The organism is Roseobacter sp. S87, from assembly GCF_055693285.1.
Map to the genome: position 1 here is coordinate 1,707,547 of NZ_JBVFTR010000004.1, position 20,325 is coordinate 1,727,871.

The window sequence follows — 20,325 nt, forward strand, 5'->3', positions numbered from 1 at the left end:
CTACATGGCCGACACCGGTTCCGCGCAAAAATCCTATCCACCTTCTGCTGAAATGGCCGCTGGCGCGCATGTGGACAGCGCCAGGTATGGCGAAATGTACAGCGCGTCCATCGCCGACCCCGACGCGTTCTGGCGCAAGGAAGCCGGCCGGGTGGACTGGATGAAGCCCTTCACCACGGTCAAGGACGTGGATTATTCGCTCGGAAATGTTTCGATCAACTGGTTTGCTGACGGCACGCTGAACGTGTCCGCAAACTGTATTGACCGGCACCTGGCCACACGCGGTGATCAGACCGCGATCATCTGGGAGCCCGACAGCCCCGAGGACGAAGCCCAGCATATCACCTATGCCAAGCTGCACAGCTCTGTGTCGAAAATGGCAAATGTTCTCAAGGGCCTGGGCGTCGCCAAGGGGGATCGGGTGATCATCTACATGCCGATGATCCCGGAGGCGGCCTATGCCATGCTGGCCTGTGCCCGCATCGGCGCTATTCATTCCATCGTGTTTGCCGGGTTCTCGCCAGACGCGCTGGCTGCCCGGGTCAACGGCTGCGAGGCGAAAGTCGTCATCACAGCAGACGAGGCGCCACGCGGAGGCCGCAACACGCCGCTGAAAGCAAACGCCGACACAGCGCTGGCCCAGTGTGACGACAGTGTGCGGTGCCTTGTTGTCCGGCGCACCGGTGGTGATGTGGCCTGGGTCGACGGTCGCGATGCAGATTACAACGCGCTCGCCGCCGAAGCATCGGCTGACTGCCCGCCCGAGGAAATGGGGGCCGAAGATCCGCTCTTTATCCTCTACACGTCAGGCTCGACCGGCCAGCCCAAAGGTGTCGTGCATACCACCGGCGGCTATCTGGTTTATGCGGCCATGACGCATGAGATTACCTTCGACTACCATGACGGTGACATCTACTGGTGTACCGCAGATGTGGGCTGGGTGACCGGACACAGCTACATCGTCTATGGGCCGCTCGCCAATGGCGCGACAACGCTGATGTTCGAGGGTGTGCCCACATATCCGGACGCCAGCCGCTTCTGGCAGGTCTGCGAAAAGCACAAAGTGAACCAGTTCTACACCGCCCCAACTGCCATCCGCGCCCTGATGGGCCAGGGGAACAGCTTTGTCGAGAAATGCGATCTGAGCGATCTGAAGGTGCTCGGTACCGTTGGCGAGCCGATCAACCCGGAGGCCTGGAACTGGTACAATGACGTTGTCGGCAAAGGCAGATGCCCGATCGTTGACACCTGGTGGCAGACCGAGACCGGAGGACATCTGATGACCCCCCTGCCCGGCGCACATGCGATGAAACCGGGCTCTGCGATGAAGCCTTTCTTCGGCATTCAGCCCGTTGTTCTGGAACCGGCGTCCGGTGAAGTGATCGACGGCAATGATGTTGAGGGTGTTCTCTGCATCGCCGACAGCTGGCCCGGACAGATGCGCACAGTCTGGGGAGATCACGAGCGCTTCGAGAAGACTTATTTCGCGGACTACGAAGGCTATTACTTCACCGGTGACGGGTGCAAACGGGACGCGGATGGTGATTACTGGATCACCGGGCGTGTGGATGATGTGATCAACGTTTCTGGTCACCGCATGGGAACTGCCGAAGTCGAGAGCGCACTGGTGGCACATGCCAAGGTCGCGGAGGCCGCAGTGGTCGGCTATCCGCACGACATCAAGGGCCAGGGCATCTACTGTTATGTTACCCTGATGGGCGGCGAGGAACCGACCGAAGAGCTGCGCAAGGATTTGCGCACATGGGTTCGCCAAGAAATCGGGCCGATTGCCAGCCCGGACCTGATCCAGTGGGCACCGGGGCTGCCCAAAACCCGCTCAGGCAAAATCATGCGGCGCATCCTGCGCAAGATTGCCGAGAACGACTATGGCGCGCTGGGGGACACATCCACTCTGGCCGATCCGTCCGTTGTCGATGATCTGATCGAAAACCGCATGAACCGCTGACGCGGTCACCCGAACAACAGACGCGCGGGACGATGGTGCCGCGCGTTTTCTTTTGCAGCAGTACTTTTTTCGGCAGGCTGCCTTGCCCGGTTGCGACCGGGCTTTATCTCTCCGGTACCTGACCGGAGCCGGAACTTCATGACACCCTTCGCTGTGACCCTGGCCTGCGCGGAACCGTCCCGGTGAGCCGCGCGCCTGAAATATTTACGCCGACACCTGAACGCAGCAAGGACCTGCGCCGCGCGTTCGGGTGCTATGGCACCGGGGTGACGGTTGTGACCACCGAACTGGACAGCGGGCCGCTTGGCATGACCGCCAACTCGTTTTCATCGGTCTCGCTTGATCCGCCTCTGATCTTGTGGTGCCCGGCGGTATCATCCCGCCGCCATGACGCTTTCGTCACAGCCAAACGCTTCTGTATCCATGTGCTCAGCGCAGATCAGCTGCATGTCGCAAAACACTTCGCGGCCCAGGGCGATGGGTTCAGTACATCAGACTGGTCGCCGGGGGCACACGGCACACCTGTTCTGCGGGGATGTCTGGCGGAATTCCACTGCGATACGCATGCGGTGCATCCGGCGGGGGACCATTCCCTGGTTCTGGGCCGCGTCGCGCGCGTTGCCCTGCACGATCAGGACGCCGCAGGTCTGCTGTTCGACCGGGGCCGTTTCGGCCATTTTGCCGAGCAGGACCCGGCGGATCAGTAATCCCGCTCAAAGAAAATCCCGACACCGGTATTGCCGTTGCCGTCGACTGAACCACGGGCTTTGAACGAGTCCGTCAGATCGATGTTCAGCGAGATTTCGGCATCTCCGCCAGAGCTCGTCACATCCGTATAGACGTTTTCCGAGATGTATTTGCCTGCGCGGATTTCCGTCTCGCCGTCATCCGTGGTGGACACATCGAAATCGTCCAGCCCGAAGCCCTCACGCAGTTCACCGATCAGCCCGACGCCACCGCGCCCGGCCAGTGTTGCGACCGCATTGGCAAGCTGCAGCGCCTGGAATGCGGACAGCTGCGTGAGGCTGCGGCCAAAGAGCAACTGCGCCAGTACTTCATCCTCAGGTGCGGCCGGATCGGACACAAAAGACACTTCAAGGTCGTCCGCTGCCCCTTCAAGCACGATGCTCGCTGTGCCGTCGCGGGTTGTCGAGGTGGTCACAAACCGGATGTACGGCGTCAGGCTGCCCAGAAACTGAACTGTGCCCTCGGTCAGGTCATAGCGCTTGGCCAGAATATCGAGCCGGCCCCGGATCAGCTCAAACTCACCGGCTGAGATGATGCGCGCCGTTGTGCCGCTGATCTCCAGGTTGCCGCCAAGCTCAGCATCAAGGCCACGCCCCCGCACAAAAATGCGCCCGGGCGCGTTCACAACAATGCCCAACCCATAGGCCGGTCCCCCTCCACCACCGGACGCCTCGCTTTGGGGTTCGGGGATCACATCTGCGCGCTGCCGGGTGATGGTCACGTCGCGTGGTGCGCCAAAGTGTGTGATGTCCGGGATATCACCGATGCTGGTCAGTCCGGTTGACGGCACAGACACAGTCGTCTCGCCGATATCAATCTGCCCGGTGATGCGCGCGCCGCCACTCAGTGGCCCGTCAATGCCGATCGCGCCATTGAGGGTCGTGGTATATAGGCGCGGGTCCGTCAGAACGGTATTGCGCAGAAAGACATCCAGATCCGCTGGCAGCGCGCCACCCAGGCCAAGGCTGCCGGATGCTTCAATGCGGCCGCCCGAAACGACATCGCCGCCCACGTCGATTTGTGCCGTTCCGTTCCGAAGCACGACGGTCGTGGCAAGCCCTGTCAGCCCCAGCCGGAGGTTGGGCGCTGTAAAAGTGGCGCCGCTCGTTGCAACGCGGCCGCTGACCGCAGACAGGCCCGGCGTCCCCTGCACCGCCAGATCGAACTCTGCCGTCCCCCGGATGCTGCGGGGTGCCAGAAAGGGCTGTGCGAGCCCCAGTGGCAGCGCACCTGCCACCGTCAGATCAAGCGTTGTGTCCTGCGCTACGGTGCCGGCGACGTTTGCCTGTGTCCCCGCTGGCCCGCGCACGACTGTATCAACACGCCAGTCGTCGCCCGCGCGGGCGGCCAGCCCGGTGAGGTTCAGAGGGCCGCGGATTTCCGGCACAAAAACACCGATATCAGGCAGATCGAGTACGAAATCCACCGCTGCCTCCGGCCCGGTCGCCAGACCTTTGACGACCACATCCGCCCCGAACGGCCCACCGGCTGTGGCGTCCACGCTGTACCCCGTTCCGGCCTGCCAGATGCGTGCCGCCAGATCCAGCGGACCGGACGCCTGTGGGACGAGAGGGCTGATTTCCGGCAGGCTGACGGTGACATTCATATCAGCGTCCGGTCCCGTTACCAGGCCGCTCACAGTCACACGACCGTCGTATGGTGCGTCGACAGAGCCGTCCACGGTCCAGCCCTTTTCGTCCTGTGACGCATCTGCGACGACGCGCACTGGCCCGGTGTACTGCGGCAGCACGAGGGCAATGTCCGACAGTGCTGCCCGCCCGGTTACGCTGCTCTGCCCGCTCTGAAGCGATGCATCCGCCGCGACATCGAGTGCTGCGTTCTTCAGCAACAGATCCTCGACAAAGGTACCTGACTGGTCCCGCAGAGCACGCAGGGACAGCTCGGTACGTCCGGCCATGACGCGGTCGACTTCGGCGATGCCGAGTGCCGCGTCCTCTGTATTGCCTGAAATGCGAAGATCGAATGTGCCCGCAAGCGGTGTGATCATCCCCTCAACAGCGAGGTCAGCCGCGCCCGCCAGGTCCTGACCCGTAAGAGCGGCAAACCGGGTCAGGTCAGCCGCCTGCACCTGCAGCGCCAGGTTTGTGGGGAAACCGTTTTCGAGGCCGCGGATGACGATATCTCCGTCCAGACTGTAATCCGCACCCCCAATAGTCAGGTCGCTGATGCGGATCGGCTGATCTTCGGTGTAGCTGATCGCGGCGCTGCCTTCGATGCTGTTGCCAAGCGCCTGCGCCACGTTGGGATCGTTGAGCTCGATCCCCGTTGCGGCCAGCGTCAGATCGGTGACCAGTTCACCAATTGTGCCGGGGGCACCGCTGAGCGTTCCGTCAAGGGACAGCAGCGTGCGATCAATGCGGATATCTTCCTGAACAAGGTCCCGGATGTCGAAGGCTCCCTGCAACGCATCCCCGCCCGCGGCATCAAAATCGACGGCCAGGGTTACGGCACTGATTGTTGTTCCGGCATCCGTGCCCGGCAGAACAACAGGTGCGCCACCGCGCCCGATACGGCCATCGACGTCAATGAACGCGGGCCAGCCTTCTTCGTTGATCCTGACACTGCCCTGCAGCTGTGCGGACTCGGCCCGCAGCGCAAAGCTGTCAACGGAAACAGTACCGTCTGCTCCGATCAGCGTATCCGCTGTCAGACCAACATCGGTGCCAAAGAAGTCGCGGTATTCCGGGGCCAGAACGGCAGTGATATCGCCACCGATGTCCGCGACGATGCGCCGGTCGGGCGCGGCCCCTTCGGCGACCGGGTCAAGTGCCGTCAGCCGGACCTGACCTGCTATGCGGGGCGCACCGTCTGTCGCCAGACGGATGTCGGAGGTGAAATCAGACAAGGGCCCCTCGCCTGCCACGGTCAGGTCCACCGACGGATCGCCCGGCAGGTTCAGCAGATGCGAGGCGATACCGCGCGCGTCTTCGGTCAGGTCCAGATCGACCAGAATGATTTCCGTCTCACGTGCAAAACCCGCCCGCAGCAGAAACCTGCCCGCCGCCCCATCGAGGCGGTCCGCCGTCAGATCCAGTTGCAGGCCATCGTCATCCAGCCGCGCAGAGGCACTGGACCTGAAGCACTGTCTCTTCTCCGAGCAGCGGTGCACCCAGCGCAATCCGTTCGACCTCAAAAGCTTCGATGTTGATACTGACCGGCAGTTCCGGCAACGCGAAACCACCGGCTTCGGCTGATGGCAGTTCTTCGGTCTCTTCGGCTTCGGGCAGACGGGGCAGTTCCAGGGATGCAGCACTCAGGCGGTCCACCTGCAGACGCCCGCGCAACAGCGCCGCCCTGCTCCAGTTCAGTGTCACATCCTCAAGCGTGAGCCAGATCCCGGTGTCATCCGCAATTGTGAGCTGCTCAAACGACGCCTCAGAACTCAGCGCGCCGCGAAATCCACGCAGTTGCACATCGCGGCCCGCACCGGACAGCGCCCCCTCGATCGTGCGGGTCAGAAAGCCGCCATCGTCCTCATCCTCCTGCGCCGCGGCCAGAACGGGCACGCAGATCATCAGCAGGCAGATCAGAAGGTATGAAAGACGTCTCAAAACGATTGTCCTATGCCGATGTAAATCTGAAAGGCCGCCGCGTCGTCACTTCCCGCAAGGGCGCGGCCCACGTCAACGCGGATGGGCCCGATGCCGGTGGCATACCGCAGACCAAAGCCTGCACCTGTCTGCCATTCGCCGGACCCGTCGGGGAAGGATTCCGCCCCGATGTATCCGGCATCAAAAAAGCCGACATACCCAAGATTACCACTGGACCGGAACCGCAGTTCCGCGGTCAGCCCCAGAAAAGAGCGGCCACCGACTTCGCGACCGTCCCCCAGATCGACGCCCAGTGACTGGAAATCATGTCCGCGGACCGTACCACCACCACCGGAGTAAAAGAGAAAATCTGCAGGTGCCACGTCGAGCGCTGGTCCTGCGACCGAACCAAACTGTGCGCGCAGGGCAAGTGTTGTCGAGCGGTCACTGCCAAAGGTCCGGTATCCGCGCAGATCAGCGGTGGTCAGCAGACCATTATCTGCCCCGGAAATCGCCGCAAAAGGCGTGAGTTCAACGTCTGCATAATACCCGCGACGGGCATCAAGAGGACGGTCCCGGTAATCAAAGGTGGCGCCGGCAGGCACCAGAAACAGCGTGTAATCTGCCTCGCCGAAGTCATCCCGGGTGATCGCGCGGCGCAGACCGATGCCCAGCCGGTAGCTGCGCTGGTCGGAGGCGGTGCGCTCAATGCCCACTTCAAACGTGGCTTGCACTGGAGAAGAAATTGATCTGGTCCAGCTGTTCAATCTCGTTCAGCGCGTAAAACCCGGTGTCCTCATTGAAGGTCGCGGGCCGGTCGAACCGGGTCTCAAGGCGGAAGTCCGTGCCCCCCGTCTCACCACCGATGCCCTTGATTTCTCCCTCGAACCGCAGCCTTTCCGCACCGCCAAATAGATTGCGGTGCAACCAGAATGCGCTGAGTGTTATCCCCTCGACCGTTGCCAGTTCGGCGCCAAATCCAAAGCGGCGCGGTTTCGCATCGGCCACCCGGACGGACACAGGCAATGTATCGCCCGGTACCGGTCCATCCGCCTCGACCATGGCAATGGAACTGAAAGCGCCCGTGCGCCGCAGACGGTCACCTGATTTGCGCAGCTCATCGGGCGAGAAAACCTCTCCCTCCGGCAGACCCGCGATTTCCAGAATACGCTCGCGGCGGACTGCGCTGTCACCTGTGACGGTCAGTGGCCCGAAACGGAACCGGGGGCCGGGCCGCAGGACGAGATCTGCATTGATCTGCTGTTGTGCATGCTGCGCGGTAAGCGACTGGCTCTGAAGTGCTGCCCGGGCGTGCCCGACATCGCGCCATCCATCAATACCCGCTGAAACGGCCGACTTCAGAACGCCAAGACCGGCGGTCTCCCCCTCGCAAATCCGTCAGGCAGCTCGGTGCCGGGTGCGACCGGTGTGATGGTTGCACGACCAAAGCGGAACGCCGGGCCCGGGCTGATTGAGATCACCGCTTCCCTGACGGTTGCGGGCGGATCCACCGGTGGGATTGATGCGGCCTCGCGCCCGTCCAGCGCGATGTTGATCGCCGCGCCGAAGAACCCCGCATCATAGAGCACCGCCAGCAGACGCTGGTAATCCGCCTGGGCGGTTGAAACGATTTCCTGCGCTGAGACAGACTGCTCCCCTGCCGACTGCTCGACAAGCAGCGAACCACCCTCAAGCTGCGCACGCAGGGTGTCGTCAAACGGGCCAACGACCCGGACATCAAATGCTGCGGCCTGTCCGGCAAAAACCACGAATGACAGAAGGATCGCCCGTACGGCAGTCTTCAGACCCGCAAAGGCCGCAGAACTGTTTTGCATATTCCGCCCCCAGGCAGGTTGATGGCAGGTGCGGCTGGCAGACCGGAACCCGTTCACCACCTGTCTACCGGAGCAGAGCACCGGACTGCAAACACTCTGGGCCGGGAAATTTGACGCAGGCCTCCCCGTCACCCGGTACGGCGCGCGATACAGACCTGCCAGGGCCCGAGATGCAGGCGGTTTTCAGGGCCCGGGCTGCCTCCACCGAGTTCCTGGGCAATGGTTTCCCATTCTCCGGGCGGCAATGCGTGCATCGACGGCGTATCCGACATGTTGAACGCACAGAACAGCGTTTCTCCGTCAGCCACGCGGGAGAAATGCAGCACATCGCCGTAGGCGAAAACCCCATCATGCGTACCATGACGCAGCGCTGCATGCTGTTTACGGAACGCCAGCGCGTTCCGGTAGTGATGCAGCAGCGATCCCGGTGTACGTTCCTGAATGTCGGCGGCGTTCTCCAGATGACTGTGCGAGACCGGCAGCCATGGAATTGCAGGTGTGAAGCCCGCATTCAGCTCGTCAGCGGCCCAGACCATCGGCGTTCTGCAGCCATCGCGGCCTTTGAATTCCGGCCAGAACTCAATGCCGTAGGGGTCCTGAAGATCCTCAAACGGGACATCTGCCTCGGGCAGTCCGAGTTCTTCGCCCTGATAAAGACAGGCCGTGCCGGGCAGACACATCAGGAGGGTGGCATGCAGCCTGAGCGCCGCCGGGCTCAGCTCCCATCGCGACCCGTGGCGCATAACGTCATGGTTGGAAAACGCCCATGCCGCCCAGCCGTTGCGCGCCGCACGCCCCAGCTCGTCGAACACCTGAGCCACACGCGATGCGGTCAGCTTTTCGCGCGCAAGAAACTCAAAGGCGTAGCACATGTGCAGTGCCTCATCGCCCGAAGTGTACTGCCCCAGAAGGTCCAGACCATGCAGCGCATCGCCGATTTCCCCCAGAGAGGTGATGGCATTGTATTCGTCCAGCAGCGCGCGGAACCTTGCCAGAAACTCCAGGTTATCCGGCCTGTTCTTGGAATAGACGTGGTCCTGATGGTTGTAGGGGTTCACGGACGGCGCCAGAACCGCTGACCGGTCTTCTTTGGGCAGCGCCGGGTTATCGCGCAGATTTTTGTCGGCGTAGTAAAAGTTGACCGTATCCAGACGGAAACCGTCCACACCCCGGTCCAGCCAGAAACGCGTAACCCCCAGCAGGGCGTTCTGCACATCTTCACTGTGGAAATTCAGATCGGGCTGCGAGGTCAGGAAATTGTGCAGGTAATACTGCTCACGCTGCGCATCCCACTGCCAGGCCGGTCCGCCGAAAATCGACAGCCAGTTGTTGGGCGCGGTGCCATCCGGTTTCGGGTCAGCCCAGACATACCAGTCGCTGCGCGGCCCCTCGCGGCTGGCCCTGCTTTCCATGAACCAGGGATGCTGGTCCGAGGTATGCGACAGCACAAGGTCGATCATGACCTTCAGACCATGCGCATGCGCGGCCTCAACCAGCGCGTCGAAATCCGCCAGCGTGCCGAACATCGGGTCCACGTCGCAGTAATCGCTGACGTCGTAGCCGAAATCCTTCATCGGGGAGGTAAAGAACGGCGAGATCCAGATCGCATCAACACCGAGCGCCGCGATGTAATCCATGCGCTGCACGACGCCGCCAAGATCACCGATACCGTCTTCGTTGCTGTCCTGAAAACTGCGGGGATACACCTGATATATGGAGCAACCCTTCCACCAGTTTCTGTCACTGCTTTGCTGTGTCTGTTCAGACATAATTTCCTCGGATTGTCAGGGGACGACCGAGCGCTAATAAACACCATCCTGACAGGATGAAAAGCCCGCAGAACATGCACTTTGCACAGGCTGCGGAACTTTCGGCGAAGTCACGGAAAAACGTCAGAAAAAGGTCAGACAGTCGCGCCGTCCGACGCCACAGTCACGGCGGATTCCACGGCAAGAGTGGCCAGCACCTCGCCCCCCGAATCGACGTATTCGTAGATCGTGAAGGCGTTGCCTGCTCCATCGTTCACAGGACCTGCTGCTGCGGCCCGCACACTCTCGCCCGCGCCGGTGCTGATATCGACCAGATCACCGGTTTCGCCATAGACCGTGATGCTTTCCGGCAGTGCAGTGCCCAGCAGCGCTTCAAGTTCGGTATCAGCCTCGTCCGAGAAGGAGACAATGTCCGCAAGACTGAGGGAGAGAGCATCCGCGCGCCCGTTGTCCATATCGATGGCTTCGATCCCGGACAGATCGGTCGCTGCCAGCAGGGCATTTATGTCTGCCACATCCACTTCGAGCACGTCACGGCCCGCCCCGCCGCTGACAACTTCTGTGCCCGTCGGCATGTCGGTCATTATGATGCGGTCATCCCCGTCACCTGCCAGAACACTGTCGTTTCCGGCCCCCGCGCTGATCGTGTCATCGCCGTCAAAGGCGAGAATGACGTCATTACCGTCGCCACCAGTGATGCTGTCGTCCTCATTGCTGCCAAAGAGCAGGTCGTGGCCGTCGAGCCCCGTCAGTGTCTGCGCTGTGTCTGCGCGGCCGAAGGAGTCAAAGGACGTCAGTTCGAACTCAACGGTGTTTTTGTCGCCATCCGTATCGAACCCGGCGTCTATTGAGATGCGGTTGTCTTCGCCAAGCATACCGGCGATGTTTTCGATGGCGGCGAGTGGCAACTCATAATCAAGGCCCTCGATCTGCAGGGCCGGGCTGGTTTCGTCCGCTATGACACCAAGGTCTGTGCCATCGACCTCCAGCCGCACGGAAAGGTCCACCAGTTCCGGCGTGAAGAGCGGCGATTCCTGCAGTGCTGCGGACAGATCCGACGGGCTGACAAACTGAACTGCATCCGGGTCGACAAGCTGCAGTTGCGCAAAATCCACGTCGCCGAAGCCAAAGGCACTGATCTCAACCGGATCGCGCCCATCGGCAGGGTTCGTCAGTTCGGAAAGCGCTGATTGCCAGTCCCCGCTGCTGGGCCTGCCATCCGTTACAAAGAGCAGGTAATTGGATTCGTCAGGGGCTTCCTCCAGCAGGAAGTCACCGGCCTCCGTGAATGCCGCACGCCAGTTGGTCCCTGTACCGGTGTAGGGCAGTCCGCGAATGGCAGCCGACAAATCCGGATCCATCAGATCAAGGACAGCGCTGGAACTGATGGTCGACCCGAAAGAAGTGAACTGAACCTCGACGACTGTTGCCGAGCCCTCGAACTGGTCAACGAGGATGTTCATTGCGTCCTCAAGGGACTCCAGAAGGCTGTTCCAGAGCGGCAGCGGAATACTGCCCGAGCTGTCCAGCAGCACAGAGAGGTTGATCTGCGTAACGGCAACATCGCCGTCAACATCAATAGCAACGGCCCCGGCGGCCGTATCCACTGTGGCGTCACGGTTCAGATCGACAGAAACACTGGCACCGCTGATATCGACAGTTGTATTCTCGACCTCAACCTCGATCCGGCCTTCCGTTTGCCCACCATCCTCGTCCGTGACCGTGTACGTAAAGCGGTCAACGCCCACAAAGCCGGTGTCCGGTTTGTATGAGAACGATCCGTCGGGATTGATGACCGCGGTCCCGTTCGCAGGAGCATCCGAGCCAGTAGCAAAACTGAAAGCACCGGCACCATCAATATCGCCTGCGGTGAGTGTCCCCGTAACGTCGGTGTCCTGGGTGGTTTCAAACACGCTGACGCGGCTGACCGTCGGCACATCATTTGTGCCGGTCACGAGAACGGAAACGGTTTCGCTGTCTGTAGCACCGAATTCATCCGTTACCGTGACGGTGAGCGTTTCGGTTGCCATCTCCCCCACGCGCAGCGGATCGGCCAGTTCGTTGTCGATTGTATAAGACCACACACCCTGCGGTGTGACGGCGAATGTTCCGTAAACCGCGGCCGTGGCGGCGATGCTCCAGGTCAGCACCGATCCGGCATCCACATCCGTTGCAACCAGCGTGCCGGAAATTGTCGTGTCTTCTATGGCCTCTTCGATTGCACCTGTCAGGCTGCTGTCGCCCGGACTGACGGCGGGCGCATCATTTACCGGCAGAACTTCGACGACGACAATCGCTTCGCTGGTCTCACCAGCGTCATCCAGCACGTTCAGCGCAAATGTTTCCTGTCCGTTGAAATCCGGTGCCGGAACGTATTCAAAAGATCCATCTGCGTTGACTGTAACGCTGCCGGTCGCGGGCGGAGAGCTCAGCGAATAGGTGAGCGGCCCCGTGCCGCCCTGTACCGCGACAACACCAGCAATAGCATCGTCCACGGTGGCGTCCTCAAGGCCGGAGAAACGGAATACCGGCGGTTCCGGAGCCAGGTCAGGTTGCAGCAGACCATCATCAAAAGGCTCGAATGTATCGGCATCATCGCTCTGGACGTCCGGCGGCTGCTCGATGGTATCGGGCTCGTCAATTGAATCGACCTGGAAGGAATTTTCAGGGCTGTTGCCGCCCGTCCCCCCCAACGGCGGACCGCCAGGATCACTGAGCGTGACAAAGGTGTCGCCGTTATCCACCCGCGCAACAGCCGACCGGAAGGCCGCAAATGCCTCTGCGATCAGCAGACTGTCGTCTGCATCATCCTGAAGGGTACGTGCCACCTCACGGGTTTCGCCACCGGCTGAGGACACCAGCCATTTAGTGTTAATATCGGTCAGCGTTGCCACGAGGTTGCCGTCAACATCGCGCAGCTCAACACGGCCCACACTGCCATCCGGGTCGCGCGTCAGTGTCACGGAACTGGTCACAACACCACCGTCCGCGGTCACTTCAACCAGAACCGTTGTGCCCCGGATGCCCATGGTGGAGGACGGTGTACTGACCTCCATACCACCGGTTTTTGCAACCTGTCCGGCAATAAAAACAAAGCTGCCCTGCAACAGGCTGAAACCACCGGAATTCGACGCGGACTCGGGATCATAGATCAGCTCGTCGATGACCATGCGTGACGCAGAGGCCAGCGTGAAAATTGTGCCGTCCACAAAGGTGATGGAGACCGATCCGCCATCAGCTGTCTGCACCACGTCCTGCTGGTAGATCTGCGACCCCACCTGCAGGGTTTCGACAGAACCGTCGGTACGCTGGACGGTCGTGGCGCCTTCTAGCGTTTCGACCTGCCCCACAGGGCTCGCGCCCGGCGTCGTCGTTCCACCTGTCTGGGCATACTGAGCCGGCGCTTCCGGTCCTGCCAGCTGCGCGACAACCGGCCCCCGGACCACGGCGCCGCTGGCATCCATGATGTCAGCCGGAGCGCCCCTGAAGTATCCCGGGATATAGAGGTCCGGCAGGCCGTCTGCAGAGACATAGAGATCGTTGCCCGAGCGCGTGTAGTCTCCGCCAAACAGCTGTTCGCTGTCCGGCGCAACGAGGCGTCCGTCACTATCCGCGCTCAGTACATGTGTACCGGTCGGCGGCTGACTTATGTCAGTGACGCGCAACGACACATCTGAAATCCCCGCATTAATAAATCTGTTAAACTTTTAACAATACCCCCGTGATCCGTATGTGAACCACGACACATTCCCACCAGACAATTGCCTGAATGCTGCCACAAAGCGCATAACCGGCAAGGTTTTTTGGGTCTTTGGTAACATTTTGGAAACAATTTCACGAATCCCGCAGGGTTGATCCGTTGCGGAAATTCGTCACAATCATCAGCAGCTAAGCAAAAATTCAGCCTGTGCGCTGATTTCATTAAGAAAATTACGGTCAGGGTCCAGCCGGGTATGAAAGAGTGGTTTTCAAAGTGGCTGGGCTGGATCAGGGTCATCTCTTTTCTGGGGCTCCTGTGCGGTCTGGCGATTCGCATCGGTGACCCGCTGCCGGTTGAAACGCTGCGGCACACCGCTTTTGATCTCTACCACCAGTCCAAACCCCGCGATATCACCCCTCTGCCGGTGACGATCCTGGATGTTGATGACAGCAGTATCGAGGAGATTGGCCAATGGCCCTGGCCCCGCACGCGCGTGGCCGAGATGGTGGATCGCGCGACAGCCGACGGTGCCGTGGCCATCGGGTTCGATATCGTCTTTGCCGAACCGGACCGCCTGTCGCCGCCGCAGATCGCACGGGACAATCCGGGCATGCCCCCGGAGCTCGCAGAGCAGCTTTCCGGCATGCCCGAGAACGACGATCTGCTGGCGCAGGCCTTTGCCCGGTCGCGGGTCATTGTCGGGCAGGCCACCGTGCGTTCGCTGGCAGGAAACCGTGCCGAAAAGCGTGAAATGGTTGATATGCCCCCTGCACTGATCGGGCCTGACCCGACGCCCTTCCTGCTCCGGTTTCCCGACATTCTGCAGAACCTTCCCGCACTTGAGGCCAACGCCGCCGGCCGCGGCATGTTCGCGACAAGGCCGGATGCCGATGGCGTCTACCGCCGCGTCCCGCTGGTGATGATGGTGCAGGATAAGATCCGGCTGGGGCTGACACCGGAACTGCTGCGGGTGGCGACCGGCGGCGGGACCTATGCAATCCGCACAAACGACGCGGGTATCGAGGGGGTGGTCCTTGCCCGCCAGCTTGTGCCCACCGCGCGGGATGGCACTGTCTGGCCCTATCTCACGCCCTCTTCGCAGAGCCGTTACGTGCGGGCGGCTGACCTGATCGGGGGGCGCATGCCGCCTGGTCGCATGGCGGGGCATCTGGTCCTTGTGGGCACCTCCGCCATCGGGCTGGAAGATTTCCGCGCGACACCGCTGGGCATCCCGATGGCCGGGGTGGAAATCCACGCACAGGTGCTCGAAAACATCATGGCGCAGACGCTGCTCAGCCGGCCGAATTATGCCATCGCCGTTGAACTGGTCCTGACACTTGTGCTCTGCACGCTGGTGATCATTTTTGCCCCAAGCCTTTCTGCCCGGCTGCTGATTTCGTCTTCTGTTGTGCTGCTCTCAGGATATGTGGCCTGGTCCTATTTCATGTTCCACGAGCACCGCGTGCTGATTGATCCGACCTTTCCGGTGCTGGCAACGGCGACCGCGATCATGCTGATCTCGACGGTGAACTACCTGCGCGAGGAACGGCAAAGGCGCGAAATCCGCAGCGCGTTCGGGCAGTATGTCTCGCCGGACCTGGTGGATCAGCTGAGCCGCAACCAGGGCAAACTCACTCTGGGCGGGGAATCCCGGCAGCTAACGCTGCTGTTCAGCGATGTCCGTGGCTTCACCGCCATTGCCGAAGAATACCGCGATGACCCGCAGGCGCTGACCGTTCTGATGAACCGGTTCCTGACGATCCTGTCCGAGGCGATCATGGACAACCAGGGAACCATCGACAAATTCATGGGTGACGCCGTGATGGCGTTCTGGAACGCGCCGCTGGACCACCAGGAACACGCCCATGCCGCCTGCCATGCCGCCCTGCGCATGATCTCTGATGTGGAGGCCTTCAATGCAAAGCGTCTGCGTTCCGGCACACGGACCACGGGCCGCGACGGACACCGGGTACACCCGCTGAAGGTTGGGATCGGCATCAACACCGGCCAGTGCGTTGTGGGCAACATGGGCAGCGACACACGCTTTGACTACACTGCACTGGGCGATCCGGTGAATGTCGCCTCGCGGCTTGAGGGTCAGTCCCGCTACTACGGGTGCGCCATTATTCTCGGACAGGCGACCGCCGCGCGTGTGTCGCAGGACATGGCCGTCATGGAACTGGACAGGATCCGCGTTGTTGGTAAAGAGGTGCCGGAGACGGTCTTTTCCCTCTTCGGTCATGATGGTCTGCGCTCACAATCCGCCTTTCAGGGGCTCATCCTCAGAAATGCTGAGATGCTGGATGCCTACCGGGCGCAGGACTGGGACGGGGCCGATGCTGCACTCTCTTCCCTGCCGGCAATGGCGGCCGAAGCAGGTCAGGACCTCGACGCCTATGTTACGCTCTATGCCACGCGCATCGCTCAGCTGCGTTCTGACCCGCCGGCCGGCGACTGGGATGGGGTCTATGCCTCAACCGGAAAATAGTAGGTCACCGCTCCCGCAAGGCCTCTGAGCGGGCGCGCAGAATAGGCCGCGCAAGATAGGAGAGCACGGTTTTCTCGCCGGTCTGGATATCCACCGACGCGATCATTCCCGGCGTGATGGGCAATGGATTGTCGTCCGTGCCCAGCCAGGATTTGTCCGTCCGGACAATCACACGGAAAAACTCTGTCCCGCCCTCGGCGGTGATCGTATCGGCCCCGATCCGCAGAACTTCCCCCGCAAGCGCCCCGTACACCAGGTAATCGTAGGCAGAGATTTTGACCGATGCGGGTTCGCCGGTGCGCACAAAGGCAATATCGCGGGGCCCAAGGTCCGCCTCGATCAGAAGGCTGTCATCGGAGGGCACAATTTCGATCAGCGCAGCGCCCGGCTGCACCACCGCGCCGATGGTTGTCGTGTTGACCCGGTTGATTGTGCCGCGCACCGGCGCACGCAACTGCGCACGGGTCACCCGGTCATTGGCGCTGCGCAGGGTTTCCTGAACCACGGCAAGCTCCAGCTGCAGCCGTGCCAGCCGTTGACGGGCGGTCAGTACATAAGCAGAGCGGGCCGCGTTGATCTGGTTTTCGGCCTCACCTATGGCCGCCTGCAGACGCGGTTCACTGGCTTCGCTGACGGCAATGTCACCGCTCAGCTCAGCAAACCTGGACTGCAGGCGCAGCAGTTCGATCTGCGGCACCAGCCCCCGGTCAAACATGTCCTGCGTCAGTGCGATCTCTTCGGACAGTGGCGCGATGACCGCCCGGGTGCGGGCCCTGATCGCACGCATTTCGTCCAGCTCGCTGCGGCGCTGGGTCAGCTGGGCCTGCAGCACTTCCAATTCGCGTGTCAGCTGCTCGCGGCGGCTGTCAAACAGACGCCCCTCGGCTGCCGTCGCCAGCGGCGCACGCGCCTCCAGTGCGACCGGAAAATCAGGCGCCGACGCCAGCGCGGCCTCAGCCTCCAGCCGGATGGATTCCGCCAGAATGGCGGCCTCACGTTCCAGCAGCTGGCCCCGTTCGGCGTCTGACCGGATGTCGTCGATCTGCATCAGCACATCACCGGCCTCGACCAGATCCCCCTCGCGCACGGCGATATCGCGCACAATGCCGCCCTCAGCACTCTGCACGACCTGCACCTGCTGCGAGGGGATCACCCGACCGACCGCGCGCGCCGTTTCCTCGATCCGGTACGTGGCAGCCCAGGCGACAAACAACCCGATGCCGAGCGCCACAACCAGCAACAGACGCAGCGGTCCGCGGTCCCGCCCCGCTCCGGACACGGACCGGACATCGTTTACGAAAACATCCTCGTCCCGGTTACCGAACACCGCTGGTCTCCTGCTCTTTTGCAGCACCCATGTCCTTCAGACATGTCATCACATCGCCAGGTGCGCCATCCAGAACAACACGGCCCGCATCCATCACAATCAGACGGCCCGCCAGCGCGGCCAGGGACTGTCTGTGCGTGGAGATCAGCAAACCCATTCCGCTGCGGTTCAGCTCTTTCAGACGTTCGGTGATCTGCTGCTGCATACGGTGGTCCATCGCATTGGTCGGCTCATCAAGGAACAGCACACGCGGGCGGCGCAGCAACAGACGGGCAAGAGCAATCCCCTGGCGCTGACCACCGGAAAGGCGTGCGCCCCGTTCGCCGACAAAGAGGTCCAGCCCTTCCGGCAGACCGGCCACAAATTCATCCATCGCCGCAAAGTAGAGCGCGCGGCTGATATCTGCGTCCGTTGCATCGGGGGCGCCGATAACCAGATTTTCACGCAGCGTTCCGGTAAAAAGCTCCGGTGACTGCGGCAGATAACCAACGCCACGCCGCAGCTCGGCGGTATCGTACTGATCCAGTGCGATGCCATCGACGAGAACGGTACCGGATGACGGCCGGATCAGCCCCGCCAGCACCTTGCCGGTTGTCGTTTTGCCGGACCCTACCCGCCCCAGCAAGGCAATGCTTTCTCCCGGTGCCATGTCGAATGTGAGCCCTGAGAGAGCCGTATTCTGCGCACCGGGATAGGTAAATGTTACGTCATCCAATGACAGCGCGCCGCGTCTGACGACCGCATCCGATCTGACAGCCCCTGCTTCCTCCGTCTCAAGCTTCATGAACCTGTTCAGGGCCCCGAGCGCACGAAAGGCATATTGCGCCCGGAAAATTGTCTGCGCGATTGTTCCCAGCGGTGCCAACACACGACCCGCGAGGATATTAGCCGCGATCAGCCCGCCAATGGAAATCCGCCCTTCGGCGACCAGAAAAACACCCCAGACAATGATCAGAACGCTCACAGCCTGCTGGACCAGCATGGTGCCGTTTGCCGCGACGTTGGACCAGAAACGGGTCCGCCCGTTCACGCGCGAGGAGGCCGTGACGGCGGCCTCCCATTCACGCTGCATCAGCGGCTCTGCGTTCAGGCTTTTGACGGTTTCAATGCCGCCGAGGGATTCCACCAGCACGACATGCCGTTTTGTTGCCATCTGTTGGGCGCGCGCCGCAGCCCTGCCAAGCGGTAGCTGTGCGAGAAGTGCCAGAACCAGCACAACCGGCACAGCACACAAAGGAACCAGCGCGACCGGGCCGACGATGAAATAGAGCGCTGCAATAAAGATCCCGATAAAGGCCAGATCAATCACCGCCACAAAGGTTGCGGAGGCGAAAAACTCCCGTACGACCTCAAAATCACGGATGGTGCTGACAATACCGGCCGCCCCGCCGGGACGTTCCAGAAGCCTTGCCTGCATGGCCTGGCGAAAGAGAGCCGCTGCGACTTTAAGGTCGACCCGGCGGCTGATCGCTTCGAGGATGTTTGTGCGGACCGTACGCATCACAAGATCGAGTGCCAGCGCTATGCCAACGCCGACCGCAAGCGTCCAGAGTGTCACATAGGCGAGATTCGGGATCACTTTGTCATAGACGTTCATCACAAAAAGCGGCAGCGCCAGTGTGAGAAGATTGAGCAGAAAGGCGGCAAGCAGAACCTGCATCCAGCCGGACCAGCTGGCCCGGACAGGTACCCAGAACCAGTGGCCCTTTGCTGGCGTTTCAGCCGCAGCCTCCGGCGACAACCGGCCGGTTGCGGCATCATCCGCCGGCGTCACCAGCAGAACGCCCGGGAGCAGGGACCGGCGCAGATCGCGGAGCTTCTGTTCTGCCTCCAGCCCGCCCGCCACCGGATCGACAGTCTGCACGATGCCGCGGTCGGGCAATCCGGTGACCACCAGCGGATCGCCTGATTTGCGGAAGACAACACAGGGAAGCGACGCCGGATCAATGCGCCGGATGTCCCGCGGGATCAGGCGGCTGCGCAGACCGATGGTTTTCAGCGCACGGGACAACATTTCCGGATTGTCCGGATCAGCGTTTTCCGGCAGACGCGCAGAGACGGCGGCTGCAGTAAAGGTCCGTCCGAAATGTCCGGCCATCCAGGCCACGAGCCGCAGCCGGTCCGGCACAGGCTCGTTCCCCGCCGGCACAGCCTTGGGGGCGGTGCCGTCTTCGGGCGTCACTTCAGCGGCTCTATTTTGACGTTAAAGACATTCTCCGGGGCGGTTTTCGCCCGATCGCGGAAAACAGGCTCCAGGGCCAGTTCGCTCGCCGGCAGATCAAAGTATCCCGCCAGCAGGCTTTGAGTGGCGAGCGCACGATAGGTGCTGAACACCAGACCGGACTGCGCGCCGACGGTTTCAAATTCAACAGTAAAGCGCGCGCGTTCTACCTCCAGCAGATCCAGCAGCGTGCGTTTGGCCGCTCTGAACTCATCGCCGTAAACCTCTACGATTGAACGGTTAATGCGCAACTGGTCAGAGAGCTGCGCCGCACGCTGGCGGTCTGTCACATAGGTATTCCACGTTCTGGCCGCCAGTTCACGCACGTCCCGCACGGCGACCTCCTGAGCGGCAATGGCCCGGCTGTTCATCGCGGCAAGCGCGTTGCGCTCTGCCTTCCTGCCGCCCTGATAGATGGTCCAGCGCAGGCCAAGGCCGATGCTTTCATCCGTCCGGTTGCCCCGCACACCGTTGCGGTTGATATCGCGCACGACCCCGGCCCCGAGAGTGAAGCGTGGGTATCTGTCGGCCAGTGCAACTTCTGTTTCTGACCGTGTCTGGTCGATCTGCGATCTTGCAAAAAGCAGACGGTAGCTGTTGTCCAGTGCGTTCTGTGTGAGGGCCTCCAGAGACTGCGGTGCTGTTGCTGCACTGACGGTCATGTTGCCGGACGGTGGCCGGCCGATGACACGCTCATAGCGGGCACCGGCGTCACGCAACG

The 20,325-nt window shown here is 61.7% G+C and carries 13 protein-coding genes and 1 pseudogene; 3 read left to right on the top strand and 11 right to left on the bottom strand.

Annotated elements, in window-relative coordinates:
- Positions 1–4 precede the first annotated feature (4 nt).
- Together acs and ACZ1HA_RS09505 are read left to right on the top strand one after the other, a co-directional pair.
- Positions 5–1,966 (top strand): acetate--CoA ligase, encoded by a 1,962-nt coding sequence (gene acs, locus ACZ1HA_RS09500; protein WP_472713668.1) that lies wholly within the window; start codon positions 5–7, stop codon positions 1,964–1,966.
- 182 nt (positions 1,967–2,148) lie between these two features.
- Positions 2,149–2,673, top strand: coding sequence for a flavin reductase family protein (locus ACZ1HA_RS09505; RefSeq protein ID WP_472713669.1), 525 nt, complete (start codon positions 2,149–2,151; stop codon positions 2,671–2,673).
- On the opposite strand, the gene ACZ1HA_RS09510 is transcribed toward ACZ1HA_RS09505, so the two are convergent.
- From ACZ1HA_RS09510 to ACZ1HA_RS09545, 8 genes and pseudogenes are all read right to left on the bottom strand, one after another.
- On the bottom strand, positions 2,667–5,843 hold the full coding sequence (locus tag ACZ1HA_RS09510; RefSeq protein ID WP_472713670.1) for a translocation/assembly module TamB domain-containing protein: 3,177 nt from the start codon (positions 5,841–5,843) through the stop codon (positions 2,667–2,669). The genes ACZ1HA_RS09505 and ACZ1HA_RS09510 overlap by 7 nt on opposite strands.
- Positions 5,782–6,285 carry a hypothetical protein gene (locus tag ACZ1HA_RS09515; RefSeq protein WP_472713671.1) on the bottom strand — a complete coding sequence of 168 codons (504 nt, stop codon included), beginning with the start codon at positions 6,283–6,285 and terminating at the stop codon, positions 5,782–5,784. The genes ACZ1HA_RS09510 and ACZ1HA_RS09515 overlap by 62 nt, the downstream gene beginning before the upstream one ends.
- Positions 6,282–6,998, bottom strand: a complete 717-nt coding sequence (locus tag ACZ1HA_RS09520; RefSeq protein ID WP_472713672.1) for an autotransporter assembly complex protein TamA — start codon at positions 6,996–6,998, stop codon at positions 6,282–6,284. Before ACZ1HA_RS09520 ends, ACZ1HA_RS09515 begins: the two co-directional genes overlap by 4 nt.
- Positions 6,982–7,326 (bottom strand): hypothetical protein, encoded by a 345-nt coding sequence (locus ACZ1HA_RS09525; protein ID WP_472713673.1) that lies wholly within the window; start codon positions 7,324–7,326, stop codon positions 6,982–6,984. The genes ACZ1HA_RS09520 and ACZ1HA_RS09525 overlap by 17 nt, the downstream gene beginning before the upstream one ends.
- Before the next feature lie 9 nt (positions 7,327–7,335).
- Positions 7,336–7,659, bottom strand: a pseudogene (locus ACZ1HA_RS09530) (POTRA domain-containing protein); the annotation flags it as partial.
- Complete coding sequence (locus ACZ1HA_RS09535; RefSeq protein ID WP_472713674.1) at positions 7,623–8,099, bottom strand: hypothetical protein; 477 nt, start codon at positions 8,097–8,099, stop codon at positions 7,623–7,625. The pseudogene ACZ1HA_RS09530 and the gene ACZ1HA_RS09535, both read right to left, overlap by 37 nt.
- A 128-nt stretch (positions 8,100–8,227) precedes the next feature.
- Positions 8,228–9,868, bottom strand: a complete 1,641-nt coding sequence (locus ACZ1HA_RS09540) for an alpha-amylase family glycosyl hydrolase (protein ID WP_472713675.1) — start codon at positions 9,866–9,868, stop codon at positions 8,228–8,230.
- 134 nt (positions 9,869–10,002) lie between these two features.
- Positions 10,003–13,539 (bottom strand): Ig-like domain-containing protein, encoded by a 3,537-nt coding sequence (locus tag ACZ1HA_RS09545; RefSeq protein WP_472713676.1) that lies wholly within the window; start codon positions 13,537–13,539, stop codon positions 10,003–10,005.
- Positions 13,540–13,821: 282 nt separating this feature from the next.
- Here ACZ1HA_RS09545 and ACZ1HA_RS09550 point away from each other — a divergent pair, with 282 nt between their 5' ends.
- Positions 13,822–16,056: a CHASE2 domain-containing protein gene (locus ACZ1HA_RS09550; RefSeq protein WP_472713677.1), complete on the top strand. Its 2,235-nt coding sequence runs from the start codon at positions 13,822–13,824 to the stop codon at positions 16,054–16,056.
- A gap of 4 nt (positions 16,057–16,060) precedes the next feature.
- Here the strand turns inward: ACZ1HA_RS09550 and ACZ1HA_RS09555 are convergent, their stop codons facing one another.
- The 3 genes from ACZ1HA_RS09555 to ACZ1HA_RS09565 are packed head-to-tail and all read right to left on the bottom strand — an operon-like array spanning position 16,061 to position 20,323.
- On the bottom strand, positions 16,061–17,383 hold the full coding sequence (locus ACZ1HA_RS09555) for an HlyD family type I secretion periplasmic adaptor subunit (protein ID WP_472713678.1): 1,323 nt from the start codon (positions 17,381–17,383) through the stop codon (positions 16,061–16,063).
- On the bottom strand, positions 17,373–19,565 hold the full coding sequence (locus ACZ1HA_RS09560; protein ID WP_472713679.1) for a type I secretion system permease/ATPase: 2,193 nt from the start codon (positions 19,563–19,565) through the stop codon (positions 17,373–17,375). The genes ACZ1HA_RS09555 and ACZ1HA_RS09560 overlap by 11 nt, the downstream gene beginning before the upstream one ends.
- Positions 19,562–20,323, bottom strand: a complete 762-nt coding sequence (locus ACZ1HA_RS09565) for a TolC family protein (protein ID WP_472713680.1) — start codon at positions 20,321–20,323, stop codon at positions 19,562–19,564. Before ACZ1HA_RS09565 ends, ACZ1HA_RS09560 begins: the two co-directional genes overlap by 4 nt.
- Between the last annotated feature and the right edge of the window lie 2 nt (positions 20,324–20,325).